Source organism: Labrys sedimenti (genome assembly GCF_034424805.1).
Lineage (GTDB): Bacteria > Pseudomonadota > Alphaproteobacteria > Rhizobiales > Labraceae > Labrys > Labrys sedimenti.
Map to the genome: position 1 here is coordinate 1,007,932 of NZ_JAXOUF010000002.1, position 21,488 is coordinate 1,029,419.

The 21,488-nt window shown below is 63.3% G+C and carries 18 protein-coding genes; 13 read left to right on the forward strand and 5 right to left on the reverse strand.

Annotation, left to right across the window (positions count from 1 at the left end; translation table 11 throughout):
* The first annotated feature begins 24 nt into the window (after nucleotides 1–24).
* From U1R88_RS11065 to gmk, 11 genes are all read left to right on the forward strand, one after another.
* Nucleotides 25–1,581 (forward strand): ABC transporter permease subunit, encoded by a 1,557-nt coding sequence (locus tag U1R88_RS11065; RefSeq protein WP_322431263.1) that lies wholly within the window; start codon nucleotides 25–27, stop codon nucleotides 1,579–1,581.
* Nucleotides 1,565–2,197, forward strand: coding sequence for a thiamine ABC transporter ATP-binding protein (locus tag U1R88_RS11070; RefSeq protein ID WP_322431264.1), 633 nt, complete (start codon nucleotides 1,565–1,567; stop codon nucleotides 2,195–2,197). The genes U1R88_RS11065 and U1R88_RS11070 overlap by 17 nt, the downstream gene beginning before the upstream one ends.
* Before the next feature lie 162 nt (nucleotides 2,198–2,359).
* Entirely contained in the window at nucleotides 2,360–4,063 is a 1,704-nt protein-coding gene (gene ade, locus U1R88_RS11075) for an adenine deaminase (protein ID WP_322431265.1), read from the forward strand.
* 187 nt (nucleotides 4,064–4,250) lie between these two features.
* Nucleotides 4,251–4,847, forward strand: a complete 597-nt coding sequence (locus U1R88_RS11080) for an NAD(P)H-dependent oxidoreductase (RefSeq protein WP_068287205.1) — start codon at nucleotides 4,251–4,253, stop codon at nucleotides 4,845–4,847.
* Between the two features lie 237 nt (nucleotides 4,848–5,084).
* The gene (fabD, locus tag U1R88_RS11085; protein ID WP_322431266.1) at nucleotides 5,085–6,029 is read left to right on the forward strand and encodes an ACP S-malonyltransferase; all 945 of its coding nucleotides are present in this window, start codon (nucleotides 5,085–5,087) and stop codon (nucleotides 6,027–6,029) included.
* A gap of 104 nt (nucleotides 6,030–6,133) precedes the next feature.
* A complete protein-coding gene (gene fabG / locus U1R88_RS11090; protein ID WP_322431267.1) occupies nucleotides 6,134–6,871 on the forward strand; it encodes a 3-oxoacyl-[acyl-carrier-protein] reductase in 738 nt (245 codons plus the stop codon).
* Between the two features lie 244 nt (nucleotides 6,872–7,115).
* Nucleotides 7,116–7,352, forward strand: coding sequence for an acyl carrier protein (locus U1R88_RS11095; RefSeq protein ID WP_068287214.1), 237 nt, complete (start codon nucleotides 7,116–7,118; stop codon nucleotides 7,350–7,352).
* A gap of 255 nt (nucleotides 7,353–7,607) precedes the next feature.
* Nucleotides 7,608–8,867, forward strand: coding sequence for a beta-ketoacyl-ACP synthase II (gene fabF / locus U1R88_RS11100; protein WP_322431268.1), 1,260 nt, complete (start codon nucleotides 7,608–7,610; stop codon nucleotides 8,865–8,867).
* Nucleotides 8,868–9,430: 563 nt separating this feature from the next.
* Nucleotides 9,431–10,876, forward strand: coding sequence for an endolytic transglycosylase MltG (mltG, locus tag U1R88_RS11105; protein WP_322431269.1), 1,446 nt, complete (start codon nucleotides 9,431–9,433; stop codon nucleotides 10,874–10,876).
* Nucleotides 10,877–11,037: 161 nt separating this feature from the next.
* On the forward strand, nucleotides 11,038–11,925 hold the full coding sequence (locus tag U1R88_RS11110; RefSeq protein WP_322431270.1) for a YicC/YloC family endoribonuclease: 888 nt from the start codon (nucleotides 11,038–11,040) through the stop codon (nucleotides 11,923–11,925).
* On the forward strand, nucleotides 11,922–12,587 hold the full coding sequence (gene gmk, locus U1R88_RS11115) for a guanylate kinase (protein ID WP_068287223.1): 666 nt from the start codon (nucleotides 11,922–11,924) through the stop codon (nucleotides 12,585–12,587). The genes U1R88_RS11110 and gmk overlap by 4 nt, the downstream gene beginning before the upstream one ends.
* Nucleotides 12,588–12,589: 2 nt before the next feature.
* Here the strand turns inward: gmk and rsmA are convergent, their stop codons facing one another.
* The 5 genes from rsmA to lptF all read right to left on the reverse strand — a co-directional run bounded on the left by rsmA (nucleotide 12,590) and on the right by lptF (nucleotide 19,195).
* On the reverse strand, nucleotides 12,590–13,432 hold the full coding sequence (rsmA, locus tag U1R88_RS11120) for a 16S rRNA (adenine(1518)-N(6)/adenine(1519)-N(6))-dimethyltransferase RsmA (protein WP_322431271.1): 843 nt from the start codon (nucleotides 13,430–13,432) through the stop codon (nucleotides 12,590–12,592).
* 2 nt (nucleotides 13,433–13,434) lie between these two features.
* Nucleotides 13,435–14,439 (reverse strand): 4-hydroxythreonine-4-phosphate dehydrogenase PdxA, encoded by a 1,005-nt coding sequence (gene pdxA, locus U1R88_RS11125; protein WP_322431272.1) that lies wholly within the window; start codon nucleotides 14,437–14,439, stop codon nucleotides 13,435–13,437.
* Nucleotides 14,440–14,508: 69 nt separating this feature from the next.
* On the reverse strand, nucleotides 14,509–16,953 hold the full coding sequence (locus U1R88_RS11130) for an LPS-assembly protein LptD (RefSeq protein ID WP_068287232.1): 2,445 nt from the start codon (nucleotides 16,951–16,953) through the stop codon (nucleotides 14,509–14,511).
* The gene (lptG, locus tag U1R88_RS11135; RefSeq protein WP_322431273.1) at nucleotides 16,953–18,032 is read right to left on the reverse strand and encodes an LPS export ABC transporter permease LptG; all 1,080 of its coding nucleotides are present in this window, start codon (nucleotides 18,030–18,032) and stop codon (nucleotides 16,953–16,955) included. Before lptG ends, U1R88_RS11130 begins: the two co-directional genes overlap by 1 nt.
* Nucleotides 18,029–19,195, reverse strand: a complete 1,167-nt coding sequence (lptF, locus tag U1R88_RS11140) for an LPS export ABC transporter permease LptF (RefSeq protein WP_068287238.1) — start codon at nucleotides 19,193–19,195, stop codon at nucleotides 18,029–18,031. Before lptF ends, lptG begins: the two co-directional genes overlap by 4 nt.
* A 176-nt stretch (nucleotides 19,196–19,371) precedes the next feature.
* Between lptF and U1R88_RS11145 the strand changes: the two genes are divergently transcribed.
* Both U1R88_RS11145 and U1R88_RS11150 read left to right on the forward strand, forming a co-directional pair.
* A complete protein-coding gene (locus U1R88_RS11145; RefSeq protein WP_322431274.1) occupies nucleotides 19,372–20,868 on the forward strand; it encodes a leucyl aminopeptidase in 1,497 nt (498 codons plus the stop codon).
* Entirely contained in the window at nucleotides 20,865–21,485 is a 621-nt protein-coding gene (locus U1R88_RS11150) for a glutathione S-transferase family protein (protein WP_322431275.1), read from the forward strand. The genes U1R88_RS11145 and U1R88_RS11150 overlap by 4 nt, the downstream gene beginning before the upstream one ends.
* Nucleotides 21,486–21,488: the final 3 nt, after the last annotated feature.

Here is a 21,488-nt window from a genome sequence, read left to right on the forward strand (position 1 = left end):
AAGGCGCTTGCTGCCTCATCCTCGATGCCCGGCCTGATTCTCCTCGGCGGCCTCGCCGCACTCGTGCTCACCGCGCTCGCCAGCCTGTTTCTCGCGGCCGGCGGCGACGCCTGGCAGGGCAATGTCGGCTATCTCGTCTCGATTGCCGGGTTCACCGTCTATCAGGCGCTGCTGTCCACCTTGCTGTCGCTCTCGTTCGGGGCGTGCGTCGCCCTGGCGCTGGCGCGGCGGCAATTTCCGGGACGCCGGCTGCTGCTGGCCCTGTTCGGGGTCGCGGCGGCGCTGCCCTCGATCGTGGCCGTGTTCGCCTTTGCCGGCATCTATGGCCGGGCGGGCATTGCCAACACCGTGCTGGGCGCCATCGGCCTGCCGGCCATCTCGCTCTATGGGCTGACCGGCATCCTGCTGGTACATGTCTTCTTCAACGGCGCCTTTGCCAGCCGAGTGTTCCTCGCGGCGCTGGAGACCGTGCCGGGAGAGCATTGGCGGCTGGCAACCTCATTCGGCATGCCCCCTACCACGATCTTTCGCCGCATCGATTGGCCGGTGCTGAAGCGAGATCTGCCGGCGCTGGGGCTCCTGATCTTCATCGCCTGTGCGACGTCCTTCGCCATCCCCCTTACGCTCGGAGGCGGGCCGGGCAGCGCCACATTCGAGGTCGCGATCTACCAGGCCATCCATTCCGATGCCGACTTCGCCAGGGCCGCAGTGCTGGCCCTGTTGCAGATCGCCGCCATGGCGTTGCTGGTGACGCTCGCCGCGCCCTTGCTGGTGCGCCCACCGGAGGCAGCGAGCGTGGGACGCAGGCTGGAGAGGCCCGATCGGGAAACTGGCTGGTTGCGCCTGGTGGACGCGCTGGTCATCGGCCTTGCCCTGCTTCTCCTGCTGCCACCCTTGCTCGCGGTCATTCATGCCGGCCGCACACTGGCGGCTGGCGTCGATCCACAGGTGCCCCGGGCGCTCGCGACCAGTCTGGTGGTTGCATTGGCGGCCGCCTTGCTGGCGCTGGCCGCCGCCCTCCTGCTGTCGCGTTCGCGCTTGTCGCTGGCAGGGCAGGGCTGGCCGCGCCTTGCCCGGCTGATGGCTGCAGCCCCTTTGCTCACCCTGGCCGCTCCGCCATTGGCCTTCGCCGCGGGCCTCTACGTGATCGCCCGGGCGCTGGGCGTGACCGATTTCGTGGCGATGCCGGCTCTCATCCTGGTCAACGCCATGATGGCACTGCCTTTCGTGCACCGGCTCGTCGATCCGCCCATGGCTCTGGCTGAGGAGCGGTATGGCCGACTGGCCGACAATCTCGGCCTGACCGGCTGGGCGCGGTTGCGTCTGGTCGAGTGGCCCTTGCTGGCTCCTTCGGCCACGGCGGGTTTCGCCCTCGCCATGGCGCTTTCGCTCGGCGATCTCGGAGTGGTGGCCCTGTTCGGCTCGCAGAGCCTGGTGACACTGCCGGCCTTGCTCTATGCCAAGCTCGGCTCCTATCGTGTCGCCGAGGCGGATGGTATCGCTGCGCTGCTTGCCGGTCTGGTGCTCGTGCTGTTCCTGGTGGCTGGGCGGTTTGGAGGCCGGCATGCTCGTCGTGGATAATCTCACCATCACCATAGACGACTGGACCGGACGCTACGGCCTCGCCGTTCCGCGCGGTGCGCTGGCGGCCATGGTCGGCCCCTCCGGCGGCGGTAAATCTACTTTGCTGCATGCCATTGCCGGTTTCGAAAAGCCGGAGAGCGGCAGGCTCAGCTTCGACGGGATCGATCTCCTGCCGCTGAAACCGGCCGACAGGCCGGTGGCCATCGTCTTCCAGGACCATAATCTCCTGCCCAACCTCACCGCCTTGCAGAACGCCGGTCTTGCCCTGTCGCCATCCCTTCGGCTCTCGGCGGCAGATCGCCAGGCCATCTCGGCGATGCTCGACCATGTCGATCTGGCCGGCATGGAAATGCGCCTGCCTTCAGAGCTCTCCGGTGGTCAACGCCAGCGTGTCGCGCTCGCGCGCGCCATGCTGACCACGCGCCCGCTGCTGCTGCTCGACGAACCGCTGACGGGGCTCGACCCCACCATGCGTGCCGACATGATCGACCTCATCGATACGCTGCGTCGTGAGAAAAACCTGACCGTGCTGATGACCACGCATACGCCCGAGGATGTCGAGGGCAGGGCCGATCAGGTCATCACGGTTGCAGATGGGCGGGTGGTCGCCTGACAAGGCTTCGAACTCGGGGTAAAAGCTATTGAGTCGCTCGCTGTGGCGTCTTTTACCTGGGAGCGCGGACGTCCTCGTCCGCTCTTGGAAACACTCCGCTTGCGGATAGGAAGAGCGGACGAGGACGTCCGCGCTCCCAGGACATTGGAAGGAATCGCCCGGATGGACGCCCGTGAACTCGCCCGATTGATCGCCCAGGGGCGGGGCACCGAGCCGGCGGATCTGGTGATCAAGAATGTGCGCCTGCTCGACCTCGTCAGCGGCGATCTCACCGAGACCGATATTGCCATCGGCGGGGACCGTATCGTGGGGACCTATGCCAGCTATCGCGGCCGGCGCGAGATCGACGGGCGCGGGCTCGTGGCGGTGCCCGGTTTCATCGACACGCATCTTCACGTCGAATCCTCGTTGGTCACCCCTTCCGAATTCGACCGCTGCGTCCTCCGGCATGGCGTGACCACGGCCATCTGTGATCCACACGAGATTTCCAACGTGGTGGGCGCCGATGGCATCCGCTATTTTCTGGAAGCGGCCGGTGAGACGGCGTTGGACCTGCGCGTCCAGCTCTCGAGCTGCGTGCCCTCGACCCATCTGGAGACCGCCGGCGCAAGGCTCGAGGCTGCGGATCTCGCACCCTTCAAGAACCATCCCCGCGTGATCGGCCTTGCGGAGTTCATGAATTTTCCGGGCGTGATCAATGCCGATCCTGCCTGCCTCGCCAAGCTATTGCCGTTCCAGGACGGCCATATCGACGGCCATGCCCCGCTTCTCATCGGCACGGATCTGAATGCCTATCTCACCGCCCGCATCCGTACCGACCATGAGACGACGACGGCCAGGGAAGGTCGGGAAAAGCTTGCCAAGGGCATGACGCTGCTGATCCGGGAAGGCTCCGTTTCCAAGGACCTGCACGCCCTTGCCGAACTGATCACGGTGAGGAACTCGCCCTATCTCGCCTTCTGCACCGACGACCGCAATCCCCTCGACATTGCCGAGGAGGGGCATCTCGATTTCATGATCCGCACCGCCATCGCCCTCGGCGCCGAGCCGCTGGCGGCCTATCGCACCGCGACCCTGTCGGCGGCCATGGCTTTCGGCCTCAAGGATCGCGGCGTGATCGCGCCCGGCAAGCGGGCCGACATCGTGCTCATCGAGGATCTGGAGCATTGCGCCGTGCGCCAGGTGATCAGCGCCGGCCGGCTGGTGGAGGACGGCTTGTTCGAGGGGCGGACCCGCATTGCGCCGGTGGGGCTCGGCTCGATGAGGGCCCCTCGCGTTTCGGCGATCGATTTCCGCGTGCCGGCAAGCGGGCCGACCGGGCCGGTGATGGGCGTGGTGCCTGGCAAGATCATCACCGAGCATCTGAGATTGAGCCTGCCCTATGAGAACGGCCAGCGTAATATCGACCTCGACCAGGACGTGGTGAAGGTGGCCGTGGTCGAACGGCACGGTGTCAACGGCAATATCGGGCGGGGCTTCGTCAAGGGCTTCGGGTTGAAGCGGGGGGCGATCGCCTCCTCGGTAGGGCATGATTCGCACAATATCTGCGTGGTCGGCGCCGATGACGCCGACATGGCGCTGGCGGTCAACCGCCTCGGCGAGATCGGCGGTGGCTTCGTGGTGGCCCGAGATGGCGTCATCCTGGCCGAATTGGCACTGCCGGTGGCGGGCCTGATGAGCCTGCTGACTTTCGAGGAAGTGCGAGACCGCCTGATTCCGCTGCGCGCGGCAGCCAAATCCCTTGGTGTCACCCTGGCCGAACCCTTCCTGCAGGTCGCATTCCTACCCTTGCCGGTCATCCCCCATCTCAAGATCACCGACAGGGGCATGGTCGACGTCGATCGCTTCGAATTGATAACCGCTTGAGTCATGGTCTCGACGGTGCTGCATCTGCGTTCTACACCTGCCGCTCATGCAGTATTTCGGAATCAGTTTCCGGCTAAAAACTTTTGTGATTTGAATAGAAGAATTCAACGCACAACGGTGCACCAAGCCAATTTTAGAATAAAAGTGCTTTTCTAATCGAAACGCACTTCGATTTAGAGTACCCGCGATGAAAATCCTCGTCGTTTATTGCCATCCTTGTTCGGAGAGCTTTGGCGCCTCGATCCGGGATACCGCCCTGCGCGCTCTCGGCAAGGCGGGGCATGAGGTCCGCCTGATCGACCTCTATGCGCAAGGTTTCAATCCGGTGATGAGCGCAGAGGAAAGGCGCGGCTATCATGAGCCGGGCAGCAATGAGGCGCCCGTGGCCGAGCATCTGGCGCAGCTGCGCTGGTGCGAGGGGCTCATCTTCATTCATCCCACCTGGTGGTATGGACCGCCGGCAATGCTCAAGGGCTGGCTCGAACGGGTCTGGGTGCCGCACGCCACCTTCACCATGCCTGAAAACGGCAAGGCGATCGGCCCGGTGCTGACACAGATCCGCCTGCTGGGCGTCATCTCCACATTGGGATCGCCCTGGTGGTGGTGGACCTTGTTCATGAAGGCGCCTGGACGCAATATTCTTCTGCGTGGCCTGAAAAGCCTTTGCGCTCCGCGTTGCCGCACGATGTGGCTGGCACTGCACCGTCTCGACGAAACCACCGAAAAGCAGCGCCGCTACTTTCTTTCGAAGGTCGAGAAGAGGCTGGCATCTCTCAAGAATTGAGAAGGGCCGGAAGGTGGTTTCGCAGAATGTTGGGAGGATATTTGAGCAATTCTAAACACGGGGTCGGTTGACGCAGATGCGACCCGGGCGGTGGAATTGCCCACGAGCTCTGCTGAAAGATCCGCAAAGACCGAGTTTTGCCAAGTTTGTGTAAGAAGAACGGATATTCTCACCCTTCGGACTTGACTCAGGCAGCAGCCTATTGTCTCAACGCGCCGTCTCAAACGGGGTTCTTGCATGAGTATCGCCTTCACGTTTCCCGGCCAGGGAAGCCAAAGCGTGGGTATGGGCAAGGCGCTTGCCGATGCCTTTCCCGTGGCCCGCGCCGTCTTCGACGAGATCGATGCTGCGCTTGGCCAGAAGCTGACGGCCGTGATCTGGGATGGCCCGGAGAACGACCTCACGCTTACGGAGAACGCCCAGCCGGCGCTGATGGCCGTCTCCCTGGCAGCCTTCCGCGTGCTGCAGGACGAGGCCGGCCTCGATCTCAAGAAACATGCCAGCTTCGTCGCCGGCCATTCGCTCGGCGAATATTCGGCCCTGGCCGCTTCCGGCGCGTTGACGATTGCGGACACGGCTCGCCTGCTGCGCATCCGCGGCCGGGCCATGCAGGCGGCGACGCCGGTGGGCACCGGCGCCATGGCGGCGCTTCTTGGCCTCGATTACGAGCAGGCGGTGGCCGTGGCCGCCGAGGCTGCGCAGGGCGAGGTTTGCCAGGCCGCCAACGACAATGCTCCGGGCCAGGTCGTCATTTCTGGCACCAAGGCGGCTGTCGAGCGGGCGGTGGAGATTGCCAAGGGCAAGGGAGTCAAGCGCGCCATCCTCCTGCCGGTTTCCGCTCCCTTCCATTGCGCCTTGATGCAACCGGCTGCCGAGGCCATGGCCGAGGCGCTCGAGAAAGTCGCCATCGCGGCGCCGGTCGTGCCTCTGGTTGCCAATGTCCTTGCCCAGCCGATCTCGGATCCTTCCGAGATCCGCCGCCGCCTCGTCGAGCAGGTGACGGGAACCGTTCGCTGGCGTGAAAGCGTCGAATATCTTGCCGGGGCCGGTGTCACCAAGCTGGTGGAAGTCGGCTCCGGAAAGGTTCTGAGCGGGCTGGTCAGGCGCATAGCCTCCGGCGTAGAAGCGGTAAGCATTGGCACACCGGACGACGTAGCGGCATTCGCGCCAACCCTGCGATGAAAGGACCCACGGCCACCCGCCCGACAGCGGGTGGTCATTTCGGGTGAGGATAAACAATAAAGGGTGCGCCCGCAGCGGCCGGCAGCACTCGATTGGGGATGACGATGTTCGACCTTACTGGCAAGATAGCCCTGGTGACCGGAGCCACGGGTGGAATTGGAGCGGCCATCGCCGCATCGCTGCATCGCCAGGGTGCCACGGTGGCGCTCTCCGGTACCCGCAAGGCGGTGTTGAAGGAACTGGCGGCCAAGCTCGGTGACCGTGCCCATGTCTTTGCCTGCGACCTGACCGACAAGGAGCAGCTCGGCGCACTGGTCCCGAGTGTCGAGGCGGCTCTCGGCCAACTGGACATCCTGGTCAACAATGCCGGCTTCACCCGCGACAATCTGATGCTGCGCATGAAGGACGAGGATTGGGACAGCGTCATCGCCGTCAATCTCTCGGCTGCCTTCCATTTGTCGCGGGCCGCGGTGAAGGGAATGCTGAAGCGCCGCACCGGCCGCATCATCAATATCGCCTCGCTTTCCGGCGTCATCGGCAATCCCGGCCAGACCAACTATGCCGCCTCAAAGGCCGGCCTGGTCGGCATGTCCAAGTCGCTGGCGCACGAGGTCGCGAGCCGCGGAATCACCGTCAATTGCATCGCGCCGGGCTTCATTGAAACGGCGATGACGGATGCCCTCAACGAAAAGCAAATGGAACCGATCCTTGCCGCGATCCCCGTGCATCGGCTCGGTCATGTCGACGAGATTGCGGCGGCAGCCGTTTACCTTGCCTCTTCGGAGGCTGCCTATACCACCGGGCAAACTTTGAATATTAACGGCGGAATGGCAATGATTTGAACGAGTTAAGCGTCAATTCCACAGTGATTTCCACTGACGGGATGCCCGCTGGCAATGGCATTTGAAGTGTGTTAATCACCGCCGAGGGACATTCCGGTGGCCCCTACGAATGTGATTGTCCGGGATAACTGGAGGTCAATCGAAGGATTGGCCCCGGCTCAAGGAACTATCCAAACACCGACCGCCCCACCGGCGGCGGAATAAAGTGCCGGCAGGCAGTCTTGGTTTATCAAAGGAACGAAAAATGAGCGATATCGCAGACCGCGTGAAGAAGATCGTGGTTGAACACCTCGGCGTCGATCCGGACAAGGTCACCGAGAATGCGAGCTTCATCGACGATCTGGGCGCTGACTCGCTCGACACGGTTGAGCTGGTCATGGCTTTCGAGGAAGAGTTCAACTGTGAAATCCCCGACGATGCCGCAGAGACGATTCTGACTGTCGGCGATGCCGTCAAGTTCCTGACCAAGGCTACGGCCTGAGACGATCGGGGAGCGAAAGCTCCCCGATATCCATCCATCGACCGGCCGGGGGACGAGATTGCATCATTGCCGGCAACCCTGGAGTGACAGCGGGCATAGCGGCTGCCAGTTCAGCGTAACGGCAATGCGTTCGAGGCATTGGATGGGCAGCTCTCAGGGCGCCTGCATTTCAATGCCCGCCTTGCGCCAGGCAATTTTGCGATCAAACGGGTTTGAGTAGCCGGGGAGGGCGATTCCCCGGCCTTTGGAGGTTCTATGAGGCGCGTTGTCGTAACTGGTCTCGGCATGGTCAACCCGATGGGTGGCGATGTCGAAACATCGTGGTCCAATCTCCTTGCGAGCAAAAGCGGCATCGTCAAGATCGACCGTTTCGAGACGGAGGATCTCAAGGCGCGCATTGCCGGCCTCATTCCGCAGGGCGATGGCAGCAACGGCACCTATAATCCCGATCAGTGGATGGAGCCCAAGGAGCAGCGCAAGGTCGACGACTTCATCGTCTTCGCCATGGCCGCGGCTACCCAGGCTCTCGACGACGCCGGCTGGCATCCCGCCTCGCAGAAGGACCAGGAAGAAACCGGCGTCCTGATCGGTTCGGGCATCGGCGGCCTGCAGGGCATCGAGGATGCCGCGATCACGCTTCGCGATCGCGGTCCCGGCCGCATCTCTCCCTTCTTCATTCCCGGTCGCCTGATCAACCTAGCCGGCGGCCAGGTCTCGATCCGCCACGGCCTGAAAGGGCCGAACCACGCAGTGGTCACGGCCTGCTCGACCGGTGCGCATGCCATTGGCGATGCCGCCCGCCTGATTGCGCTTGGCGATGCCGAGGTGATGGTGGCCGGCGGCACCGAATCCCCGGTCTGCCGTCTCGCCCTTGCGGGCTTTGCCGCGTGTCGCGCGTTGTCGACCGGCTTCAACGACGAGCCGACCCGCGCCTCGCGCCCCTATGACCGCGATCGCGACGGTTTCGTCATGGGCGAGGGCGCCGGCTGCGTGGTGCTCGAAGAGTATGGTCACGCCAAGGCGCGTGGCGCCAAGATCTATGCCGAAGTCATCGGCTATGGCCTTTCGGGCGATGCCTATCACATCACAGCGCCGTCCGAGGACGGCGACGGCGCCTTCCGCAGCATGCAGATGGCAGTGAAGCGGGCAGGCATCTCCGTCGGCGAGATCGACTACATCAACGCCCACGGCACCTCGACCATGGCGGACACGATCGAGCTCGGCGCCGTCCAGCGCCTGCTCGGCAATGCGTCCGCGACGGCCTCGATGTCGTCGACCAAATCGGCGACCGGCCATCTGCTCGGCGCTGCCGGTGCGATCGAAGCGATCTTCTCGATCCTGGCCCTTCGCGACCAGATCGTGCCGCCCACCATCAATCTGGAGAATCCCGAAGTGGAGACACCGATCGATCTGGTGCCGTTGCAGGCGCGCAAGCGCGAGGTGAATGTAGTGCTCTCCAATTCCTTTGGCTTCGGCGGCACCAACGCGTCCTTGATCCTGCGCAAGGCCGACTGATCCGCCGCCCGAGCAAGGTGCGTTCAGGCATGAACGCGCTTTGCTCGGGTTCCTTGTTTCCGAGCCCATCCAACCGGATTGGCTCGAGCGTCCTTGCGGTTCCTGGTACTTCCAAGAAATCGCAAGACGCCTGGCCCATGGCAGGCATGGGGAACCGGCCGGCATTTCTGCCATATTCGCAGGGCATGTCCGCTGGGATAGGGGTGTACGGCCTCCGGTTTCGGCAATCGGAGGTCGCCTTATTGTTCGTATTTTGATGCATTTTCGCCGAAACACATTGGTATTTGTGTGGCAAAGCGCGTTTTGGCAAAGGCAGTCTTTTGCTCTAACTCTCTGTTTCGACGCGTTTTTGTGATTCTTGGCGATTCTGTGGGAACACAGGGCGCCTCAGGCATGGCACAATAGATCCGCCAGTTGCCAGGTTCTGCGGCCAGTGGCCGAGGCGGGCAAATATGTAGGCGTACGAGGTTTCTATGGTCGATGATCGGGATGATTCGGGACTAGCGAACGAACGCTCGCGCTCCTTCGGGAAAGGTGCTGCCGGCTCGCGCGGATCCCGCAACATGATCCAGCCCGATGCCGTCGCCAAGCCGCCGACACGTTCGAGCACGGTGCGAAATCCCTTCGTGGTTGCAGGCAATGCCGTCTTCGTCTTGTTGATGCTGATCGCCATCGGTGGCTATTTCGGTCTGCGCCAGTTCACCTCGCCCGGGCCGCTCTCGGAAGCCAAGACGGTCTATGTGCCCAAGGGCAGTGGCCGCGACGAGATTGCCGACTCCCTCGAGCGCCAGGGCGTCATCGACAGTGCCACCATCTTCACCACCGGTGCATTGATACTTGGACATAGCAATCTCAAGGCCGGCGAATACGCCTTCAAGCCCGGCGCCTCGATGTATGACGTCATGAACATCCTGGTGGACGGCAAGGTGATCCAGCATTCGATCACCATACCCGAAGGCCTCACCAGCCAGATGATCATCGACCGGCTGAACCAGGACGACCTGCTCACGGGCGATGCCCCGCCGGTGCCGCCGGAAGGTGCACTGCTGCCCGATACCTACAAATATGAGCGCGGCACCACCCGTTCGGCCATGGTACGCAAGATGCAGGAAGAGCAGAAGGCGCTGGTCGATCAGATCTGGAAGCAGCGCGCCGCCAATTTGCCGCTGAAGAGCCCGGCGGAAATGGTGACGCTCGCCTCGATCGTCGAGAAGGAGACGGGCCAGGCGGATGAGCGCCCCCATGTCGCCAGCGTCTTTATCAACAGGCTGCAGAAGAACATGCGCCTGCAGTCCGATCCGACCGTGATCTACGGCATGGTCGGTGGCAAGGGTAAGCTCGACAGGGCGCTGACCAGCGCCGATCTTTCGCAGCCGACGCGCTTCAACACCTACACCATCACCGGCCTGCCGCCGTCTCCCATTGCCAATCCCGGCAAGGCCGCCATGCAGGCCGTGGCGACACCCTTGGCGACCAAGGATCTCTATTTCGTCGCCGATGGCACGGGCGGGCACGCCTTTGCCCCGACTCTGGACGAGCACAACAAGAATGTCGCCAAATGGCGGCAGTTCCAGCAGCAGGGTGGTAACGTCCCTGCCGCGCCGCCCCAGCCGACACCTGCGCCGGCTCCGGCACCGGACAATGCCGCCGCGACGCCGGCGCCGGCGCCTGCCCCAGCCGAGGCCCCTGCAGCCAAGCCGCCGGCCAAGCCCTGCAAGAAGGGCAGTAAGGCCTGCAAGCAGCAGACCGAGGCCGAGGCCCCGGCTGCCTCTACGCCGCCGCCGGTACCAACACCTGCACCCGCAGCTGCTCCGTCGCCCGCAGCCGATATCCCATTGCCTGTCCCGTCGGCGCCTCCGGCGGCAGAGACGCCGGCCGCTCCCAATGCAGACCCGGCCCAGGCTGCCAAGCCCAAGAAGGGTGGCTTTGACGATCCTGTCGCCAATACCAACCATGACCCGCTGCTCGACAAGACCTTCGATCTGAACTCGCCGCAGTCGGTGCAATAGGCTGGCTGCGTGCGAGCCGCTTGAGCGCGGAGCCGCGGGGCTCTATCTTCTGTCAGGCTTATTCGACGCGCCCGCGGCGCATCGGGAGCGAGCGCTCAGTTCCGGTTGCCGGTGAAATCCATCCGGTCGGATGCTGAAATCACTGTATGGAACATTGGAAGATGTCCGTTGTCAGTATGACCGGCTTTGCCCGGGTGGAAGGACAGACCGGCGCGAACCGCTGGGCCTGGGAAATCAAGACCGTCAATGGCAAGAGCCTCGACGTCCGCTTCCGGTTGCCGCCCGGATTCGATGCGCTGGAGGCATCGGCGCGCGCCGCCTTGGGCGCCGCTTTTGCCCGTGGCTCGTGCCAGATCGGGTTGTCGTTGAAGCGCGACGCCGTGGCGCCGGTGGTGCGTATCAACCAGGCGGTGCTCGACGCCATCGTCTCGGCGATGGCCGAGGCCTCGCACAAGGTGGATGCTGCGGCTCCACGCCTCGATGGCCTTTTTGCCATCAAGGGGGTGCTCGAGGTCGAGGAGCAGGAGGAAGACGAGGCCGGACGCGCCATGCTGCAGGAGGTCCTGCTGGAGGGGTTCGCCAGGGCTGTAGCCCAATGCGCCGAGATGAGGCGGCGGGAAGGCCAGGCGCTCGCACGCGTCCTGCTCGGTCGTATCGACGAGATCGAAGCCCTCACCCGCGAGGCGGACACCAATCCGGCACGCCAGCCCGCGGCGGTGCGGGAGCGGCTTGCTGCCCAGATAGCCGCACTGCTCGACGCCTCGTCGTCGCTCGATCCCGACAGGCTGCATCAGGAGGCGATCCTGATGGCAGCCAAGGCCGACATACGCGAGGAACTCGATCGGCTGCATGCACATGTTGCCGCCGCGCGCGATCTTCTGGCCAAGGGCGGCCCGGTGGGACGCCGCCTCGACTTCCTCGCGCAGGAGTTCAACCGGGAAGTCAACACCCTTTGCTCCAAGGCGAATGATGTCAGCTTGACCGCGACCGGCCTTTCTCTCAAAGCAGTGGTCGAGCAATTCCGCGAACAGGTTCAGAATATCGAATGAGTAGCACTGCGTCCGTTCCCCAGCGCCGGGGCCTCCTGCTGATCGTTTCCTCGCCTTCCGGTGCCGGCAAGACCACGCTGACGCGCCTTCTTCTGGCCGAGGACAAATCGATGCATCTGTCGATCTCGGTCACCACCCGCCCGCGCCGGGGCAGCGAGATTGACGGCGTCCATTATCGTTTCATCGATGCCGGCACCTTCGAGACCATGCGTGAGAGGGGCGAATTGCTGGAATCGGCCAAGGTGCATGGCAATTACTACGGCACGCCGTCCGGCCCGGTGGAAGAGGCCCTGGCCGCCGGGCGAGATGTCCTGTTCGACATCGACTGGCAGGGCACCATGCAGATCTACAACAAGATGAGGCCGGATATCGTCTCCGTCTTCGTCCTGCCGCCGTCCGTGGCTGAGCTCAAGGCGCGGCTGGAGCGGCGAGCCGAGGATAGCGCCGACATCATCCTGCAGCGCCTGCAGAATGCCCGCGTCGAGATCAGCCACTGGACGAAATATGACTATGTGCTGGTCAACACCGACCTGCAGACCACCTATGCCAAGCTCAAGGAAATCCTCGACGTCGAACGCATGAAGCGTCAGGACAAATCGCAGGTCGGCCAGCTGGTTGATACCCTGAAGGCCGATCTCGACGCCCTCACGCGCGGCCGCTGACGCTATTTCAAGGCATTCGCCAGCGCGACGAAGGCAGCGATCGGGACCTCCTCGGCGCGCATCTCCGGGCGCAGGCCCGCATCGGCCAGTGCGGCCGCCAGGTCGCCGCCAAGCCCTTTGAGGCTCTGGCGCAGCATCTTGCGCCGCTGGCCGAAGGCTGCCTGCGTGATCCGCTCCAGGGCCGCCGGTGTGCAGGGCAGCGGCGTCGGGCGCGGGCGCAGATGCACTACCGAGGAGGTGACCTTGGGCGCCGGGACGAAGGCACTCGGCGGCACGTCGAAAACGATCTCGGCTTCCGTCCGCCATCCGGCAAGGACCCCGAGGCGGCCGTAGGCCTCGTCCGCTTCGGTAGCCACGATGCGCTCGGCAACCTCCTTCTGGAACATCAGCGTCATCGACTGGAACCAGGGCGGCCAGGGCTCGGTCTTCAGCCAACCGATCAGCAGCGGGGTCGCCACGTTGTAGGGCAGGTTGGCGGCGATGCGCACCGGCCCCTCCAGCCCCGCGATCAGGCCCGGCCAATCGGCTTCGAGGGCATCGCCCGCATGCACCGTCAGCCGGCCGGGATAGTGGGCCGCGATTTCGGCAAGGGCGGCCAGGCAGCGTTCGTCGCGCTCCACGGCGACCACGTGCCGAGCTCCGCAGGCCAGAAGCGCCCGGGTGAGGCCGCCTGGGCCCGGGCCGACTTCCACCACGTTCACGCCCTCCAGCGAGCCGCCCGCCCGCGCGATCTTAGCGGTGAGGTTGAGGTCGAGCAGGAAGTTCTGGCCTAGCGATTTCTTGGCCATCAGCTCGTGCTGGCGAATAACCTCGCGCAGCGGAGGAAGGGTGTCGATCTGTGCCATGATCAGCGGGACATTCTATCGGCCAGCGCCAGGCTGGCGAGGAAACTGGAAGGATTGGCCTTGCCGGTACCGGCGAGATCGAAGGCTGTGCCGTGATCGGGCGAGGTACGCACGAAGGGCAGGCCGAGGGTCACGTTGACGGCTTCGTCGAAGGCCAGGGCCTTGGCTGGCGCCAGGGCCTGGTCGTGATACATGCACAGGGCTGCATCATAGGTCTGGCGCGCCCGGGCATGAAACATCGTATCGGCGGGCAGGGGACCGCGAGCATCGATGCCGGCAGCCCTGAGCCTGGCGATGGCGGGCGCGACGACGGCGTTGTCCTCGCCGCCTAATGTGCCGTTCTCGCCGGCATGGGGATTGAGGCCGGCAACCGCGAGCCGCGGTGCAGCGATGTTGAAGCGGTCCTTGAGGTCCCCCGCGGTGATCAGGCCGGTCTCATAGATCAGCTCCTCGCTGAGGGCTGTGGATACTTCGGCCAAGGGAATGTGAATGGTGACCGGCACCACGGCCACCATTTCGGACCAGATCATCATCACCGGCCTGCCGTCATGGCCCCAATGGCGGCGCGCCAATTCGCCCAGGAATTCGGTATGGCCGGGGTGGCCGAAGCCGGCACGGTAGAGCACTTCCTTCATGATCGGTGGCGTGACCACCGCCCGGGCCTGCCCGCGGTGAACAGACAGCACGGCGCGTTCGATCGACTCGATGACCGCAGCGGCACCGGCGACATCAGGCTTGCCGGGCTGGTCAGGGGTGGGATTGGCCAGGGGAACGACAGGAAGGCCATGTGCGAAGGCTGCGATTGCGCCGGTTTCGTCGGTCTCGACGATGGCCAGATCGAGGCCGATGCGCCGGGCGCGGTCCGACAACAAGCCGGGATCGCCATAGACGAAGAAAGGCGCGGCTTCGCGGCGGGCTGAGGCTGCCATCACGATCAGCTCCGGGCCGATGCCCGCCGGTTCCCCCATGGTTAAGGCAATTGGCAGCAAGGACTGTTCGGTCGACATGATCGGGTCAGATGAGCTCGCTTGCATGAACGGGCCAGCCCCGGGCAGGGCAGGCCGGCTCGCTTCGTCTCAGAAGGTCTTCAGATTGCCGTAGCGGTCGGTGTAACTGCTCGGCTTGGTGACATTGAGATTGTCGAAGTCGTTGTTCCAGATCTTGTCGGTGAATTCCTTCGGGCTGCCGCTGACACCCAGGCCACGCAGCTGCAGCTGGAACTGCACCGTGGTGTCGTATTTCAACGACGTGGTGTCATAGGAGCGCGAGACGCTCATGCCGAGCGCGATGCAGGCGTCGACATAGGTCAACCCGGCATAGCTCGACGAGAATTTCTTGGTCCTCATGTCGTAGAGAGCGCCGGCGCTGGCAATCCAGTTCTCGCTCAGCTTGAAGGCGGCCTTGCCATTGATGCCTTCGCGATCGTCGAGCCCCAGCAGCGGCTGGGCATCGTAGCGCGCATAGATGATGTCGGCCTTCAGGCGCCCGATCGTGCCGAGGGCGCCGACCTCGAACTGCCGCATGTCCCAGTTCTTCTGGTCGAAGCGGGCCCCCGACAGAATCGCGAAATTGTTCACCGGCTGCAGATAAACACGCGCGACATAGTCGGAAATGTTGCGATCCAGGCCCGATTGCAGGCCCGTATTGGCCATGTCGCCCCTGGTGAAGGAATTGGTGCCACCGAAGGAGTAGGATTGGCCGAACATGGCGTTGTAGTAGCCGCCGCCATTGGTGGTCAGCGAATATTGCAGGCCGGCATTGACGCGAGAACCATCCTCGGCCCGATCATAGCCGGAATACTTATCCCAATCGAACAGGTTGGTGTCGTCGAAGATCAGGCTCTGGGCGTCTTCGTTCGGGAAGACGCCGCTCTGCATCGCCTTGGGACGCAGGATGACCTGGGCGATCGGTTCGATGATCTGCGTACCCCAATCGGATTGAGAGATGAAGGGGTAGCGATAGTCGAGGCCGATGGCCGGCACCAGGCGCGCCGCAGTGTCGTTCTTCTTGTTGCTGACGAACTGGTCGGCAGGGTTGCCGTCGAGCTGCGTGAAGCCGAGATCGCCGCGAACATAGGCGAAGGGCGTCCACTGCTGCCCATAGGTATCGGTGAAGGTCTTCTTCCAATAGGCGTTGATCGAGGCGCGCGTATAGGTACCGTCGATGCCGCGCTGCAGGCAGTTCGTCCGCGTCTTCGGCGTGAGATTGTCGCAGTTGTAGCCCAGGATGTTGTCGAAGGCGGCCTGCTGGCGGGTCAGGCTGGTCAGATTGAGGTTCCAGCCGAGTTCGCCGCCGAAGACCGGGCGGTCGACGATGTAGTCATAGTCGAGCACCGGCGCGACGACGGGCAGCTGCTTCTGCACGTCGGCCGTGGTCAGGCCCTGGAAATAATAGGCGCGCAGATCGAACCAGGATTTGGTGCCGACGCCCGTCAGATAGACGGTGGAGGTTGCCTCCGTCTTGCCCCTGAGATTGTCGAGGCGGTAGTCGCGCCAGTAATATTTGTCGCTCAGCAGCGAGCCGTCCCAGCCGAAACGCCATTTGTCGTTCAGCCAGAATTCGCCTTTCGACGAAATCGAGCCGCGCCAGTTCGGCCTGCCGATATCCTCATTGGCGAACTTGTCGGGGTCGCTGATGAAGGCGCCCGACGCCATCACCGAATAGGCACCATTGAGCGTACGATGGCGCCATTCGATCTGGCCCGTCGGACCCTGGCTGCTGGCATAGCCGGGGGTCAGGGTCAGATCGTAATTGGGAGCGAGGTCGATGAAATAGGGCAGCTCGAGGCCGTAGCCGATCCGCGAGGAGTGGAAATAGCGCGGCGTGATGAAGCCGCTCTTGCGGGTGACCGACGGGTCGGGGGTCGACATATAGGGCAGATAGGCGATCGGCAGGCCGAAGAACTCGAAGCGAGCATCTTCGAAATAGATCATCTTCTCCTGCTGGTTGTGGATGACCTTGACAGCCTTGATCTGCCACAGAGGCGGCTTCTGCGGATTGTCGGCACAGGGCGAGCAGGCCGAATAGACGCCGTTCTGGAACACGGTGACATTACCGCCGGTGCGCTCGGCGCGGTTGGAGGCGATATAGAGCTCGTCCGCCGTCACCATCTTCAGCGAATTGACAAAACCGTCCCTGAAATCGTCGGTCAGGTCGAAATTATTGGCATAGGTCTTGGTGCCGTCGGCTTCGGTGATGACGACATTGCCATTGGCCCGCACGCGCTTGGCCTTGCGGTCATAGACCACGCGGTCAGCCTGAAGGGCGCGGCCGTTGTAATAGATCTGCACCGTGCCGATAGCGGTTACGACCTCGTTGTCCTGGTCATACTGCATCTCCCTGGCCTTGAGGACCATGTTGGAGCTGCCCTGACCTCCGGCACCATCGGAACGCGCACCCAAGGGGCCCAGCAGATTCTCCTGGGCATGGGCTTTCGACGGCAACAACGCAAACGACAGCGCTGCAACCGCGACGGTGGTGCACAGCATGGTCGTAAGGAAGTGGCGAGCTGATACGCGCATCAGCCATCCTCCTGGTTAAGCAACACGGTAAATCCGATCAGGGCCGCAATGGCGGCCGGAGTCCAAGCGGCGACGGCCGGCGCAACCAGCCCCGCAATGCCCAGATCCTTGGCCATTTTGGTTACGACATACAGCAAGAAACCCGCCCCGATTCCACTCAAGATCATCACACCAATACCGCCAAGGCGTGCAAACCGCAGCGATACCGTCGCGGCGATCAGCACCATCGCCACGAGCAGCAGGGGACGAGCTAGAAGTGTCTGATATTGCAACCGGTAGTCATTTGCATCAAGTCCCGCGGCGCCTTGTTGTGCGATTGATGACGGGAGTCTCCAGAAAGACACGCTGTCCGCGGACACCGCAAATTTCTGATCAACCTGGGACTTGGTCAAATTACTAGGAAAATCAATGCTTTCCGAGGGTTTGACCGGTTGGTTGGGGATGAATTCCTGGACGTTGGATAGATGCCAGACGCCCTTGTCAAGTTTTGCGGTATCGGCTTCCAGGCGCCTGACAAAACGGCCGTCGGCGTCGAGCGCATAGATGGTAACGCCCGTCAGCGCACCGTCGTCGCTATTCTCCGCCGAAGTATGAATGACGGCCTGGCCGTCGCGGATCCAGCGACTCTTGTCGTCGTCGCGGATCTGGCGGGCGCCGAAGACGCGCGTGTCGAGCAGGTCGCTCCTGGTCTTCAGCGCAGCCGAGAGCGGGTTGAAGGCAATTGCCGCGAGAATGCCGAGGAGGATGGCGCAGATGATCGGTGGGGCCAGGAATTGCCAGACCGACAGGCCGGCGGCACGCATCACCACCAGTTCGAGCCGCAGGCTGAGATTGACGAAACAGATGATGGCCCCGAACAGGAAGACGAAGGGCAGGGTCTGCTCGATGATGGACGGTGTTCGCAGCAGGGAGAGGGCGGCGATCGAGCCCACGGAAACCCGCGGCAGGTCGCTGGCACGCCGGCTGGTCTCGGCGAAATCCAGCAGGAAGATCATGACGAACAGGAAGGCAAGCACGCCGAAAATGGCGATCAGGAAGCGCTTGCTGAGATAGCGGCCGAGAGTGGAGGTCAGGATCATGCGCGCGCCGTCCTGTTGGCGAGGCGCGAAGTCAGCTCATTGTACCAATTCGTCAGCCCGCGCGGCAGCGACAGGCGCAGATGGCCGGTAATGACGGCAAGGCAGACCAGCGAGGTCAGGATCGGTACGCCGAATGCAATATAGACGCCGCCGGCCGAATGCACGCTCAGGCTCTGCGTGGCGATGAAGCCGAGAATGCGCACCACCAGCACGCTCAGAATAGCAAAGCCGATCGCGCTGGCCCGACCCTGGCGGGTGGTGCGCGCCTGGCCGAGGAAGGCGAGGGCGACCAGCATGAAGGCGATCGGATAGAGGGGCGCCGTGAACCGGTCCACCAACTCGCCGCGAATGCGGCCACGTTCGGCCTGTCCCTTCATCTCGGATGGCTGGGTGTTCCACAGTTCGCTGGTGTAGCGGTCGCGCGGCTTATAGTTGATGGCGTCGTTGTCATCGCGGGCGAGCTGCGAGAGGTCGAACTGATACTGCTCGAAGGTGACGATCGAGGCGTCGGAGGAAGCGCCGCCTTCCTGCTGCTGCAGCGAGCCGTTGTTGAGGACCAGCACCAGCCCCGTCGGCGTGTCGACGATCTTGCCGGTTCCGGCGATGTAGGTCTTGGTCTTGCCCTTGTCGCGGGCATCCTGCACGAAAATGCCGAGCAGCGTACCGTCGGGCTGGCGCTCGCGGATATGGAAGGTGAAGCCGCGCAGAGCGGTGAACTGGCCTTCCTTGAGGAAGTGCTGCACCACGTCGGCTGCCGCCGCGACGCGCCAGGCGGTCAGCTCATGCTGGCTGGCGGGCTGGATATAGAGGGTGACGGCAGCAATTCCCGCAGCGACCAGACCGGTAATGCCTGCAAAGGGCGTGATCAGCCGGGAGGGGGAATAGCCCGCAGCATTGAGGACGACGAGTTCAGAGCCGGCATTGAGCCGCTGCAGAAGCCACACGGCCGCCAGGAAGACCGCCAGCGGTGCGACCACGACCACCAGCGCCGGCAAGGCAAGCGAGCTGATGGCCAGGAAGACCAGCACGGACTGGCCTTGTGCCGTCATGACGTTGAATTCGCGCAGAGCCCCGACCATCCAGGCCAGAAGCGTCAGCACGACGAGGCAGACCAGGAAGGCAAAGCCAAACTGTCTGGCAATATATCGGCTGACGAGGTTCATTGCCTTTTCGGGTCTCCTACCCGTTGCTTGTAGCCTCGTGCTAGGCAGGAGGCGAGACGTTTGTATGGCAGGACCGCGGCTGCAAGCGGATTGTTGTAGACATGGTTACGGATTGACATGCAAAAGTCCCAACAAGCCGTCAATCGCGCGGCAGCTTCCTAGAATGGGCATTAATTATGGTTTCCGAATTGAAACTGTCTTTTTCAAAAGTCGAGAAAATTGCCAACGGCATCGCCGTCATATTCACAAATATCGATTTGGCGGTATCGCCTGAAACGGAAGCTGCTCTACCGGGTATCGGCAGTCTGGTCAAACGTGCGGCTTCCGCCGACAATTTCAAGGGGAAGGCGCTGACCTCCCTCGACATTCTCGCGCCCTTGGGCCTGACGGCAGACCGGGTGATCGTGATTTCGCTCGGCAAGGCCGAGGACAGCGCCCGCACCGATTGGGTCAAGGCCGGGGGCAATGTGATCGGCAAGCTGCCGGCCTCGGCGAAGTCGGCGACGGTGGTGCTGGACCTGCCGGACGCTGCCATCACCGCCGATCAGGTGGCGGACTTCACCCTCGGTGCCCGTTTGAGGGCCTATAAGTTCGAACGCTACAAGACGCGCAAACAGGACGATGCGGCGAACAAGGTGCTCGAATTGACGATCGCCAGCAGCGTCGACGGCGCAGCCAAGAAGGCCGGCAAGTCGCGCGAGGCGATCGCCGACGGCGTGAGGCTCGCCCGCGATCTCGTCAACGAGCCGCCGAACGTGCTCTATCCGGAAGCCTTCGCCAAGCGGGCGGCTGAGTTGGAGGAACTCGGCGTCGAAATCGAGATCCTCGACGTCAAGGCCATGAAGAAGCTCGGCATGGGGGCGTTGCTCGGAGTCGGCCAAGGATCCGAACATGACAGCCGGCTGGTGGTGATGCGCTGGAACGGCGCCAAGAATCGCGAGGCCAAGCCGGTTGCCTTCATCGGCAAGGGCGTGACCTTCGACACCGGCGGCATTTCCATCAAGCCTGCATCGGGCATGGAGGATATGAAGGGCGACATGGGTGGCGCGGCCTGCGTGGTCGGCCTGATGCATGCGCTTGCCGCCCGCAAGGCCAAGGCCAACGTGATCGGAGCGATCGGCATCGTCGAGAACATGCCTGACGGCAAGGCCCAGCGTCCGGGCGATATCGTCACCTCGATGTCGGGCCAGACCATTGAGATCATCAATACCGACGCCGAGGGCCGGCTCGTGCTGGCGGATGTGCTCTGGTACATCCAGGACAAGTACAAGCCGCAATTCATGGTCGATCTCGCCACCCTCACCGGTGCCATCATGGTGGCGCTCGGCCAGGAATATGCCGGCCTCTTCTCCAACAACGACGAATTGGCCGGGCGCCTGTTCGTGGCCGGGCAGACGACGGGGGAGCGGGTCTGGCGCATGCCGCTCGGCCCGGAATACGACAAGCTGATCGATTCCAAATTCGCCGACGTGAAGAACACGGGCGGCCGCAATGGCGGCTCGATCACCGCTGCCCAGTTCCTGCAGCGCTTCGTCAACGAAACACCCTGGGCCCATCTCGATATCGCTGGTACCGCCATGGGCTCGCCCGCCAGCGACGTCAACCGCAGCTGGGGCTCGGGCTGGGGCGTGCGCCTGCTCGATCGGCTGGTGGCGGAGCACTACGAGGGGTGAGGATCACGCTGTTCGGCACGCCTGACAGCGTCCATACGCGGATCATCCGGCTGATTCCCGATTTGAAGAATGTCAGTCATGACTTTGTCATGGCTGACATTTTTGACGACAGGGGCATACCGGATGACTATGAGCGGCGCCATCCGTTCCGGCGTATCCCGAGCATCGAGATCGATGGCATTGTTGTCTATGAGACCGATGCCATTGCCCATTATATCGAGGCGCTGCTGCCCGACCCTTCGTTGGTGCCTGCCGATGCCCAGGCCGCGGCACGCATGCGCCAGATCATGCGCGTGGTCGATCATTACGCCTATCGTCCGCTGGTCTGGGGGATCTATGTGCCGCTATGGTGGCGCGATGGCACGATGCCCACACCGGAGACACTGGCGAAGGCCGAGACGGCATTGCGCGCCTTGCAGGAATTGGTGGGTGAGGGGGGCGTGGGGCTTTCTCCCAACCTGGCTTGGTGCTACCTCGCGCCCGTCCTGGCTGTTGCCGACAGTGTTTCGGCCGGAAGCGAGTTGATCGCTCGCGTACCGGTTGTGAGAGAATGGTGGCATTCCGTCCGGGATGCGCCTGCCATGGTGAGGACACGCTCGCGAGAGAGCCGCTATTGAGAA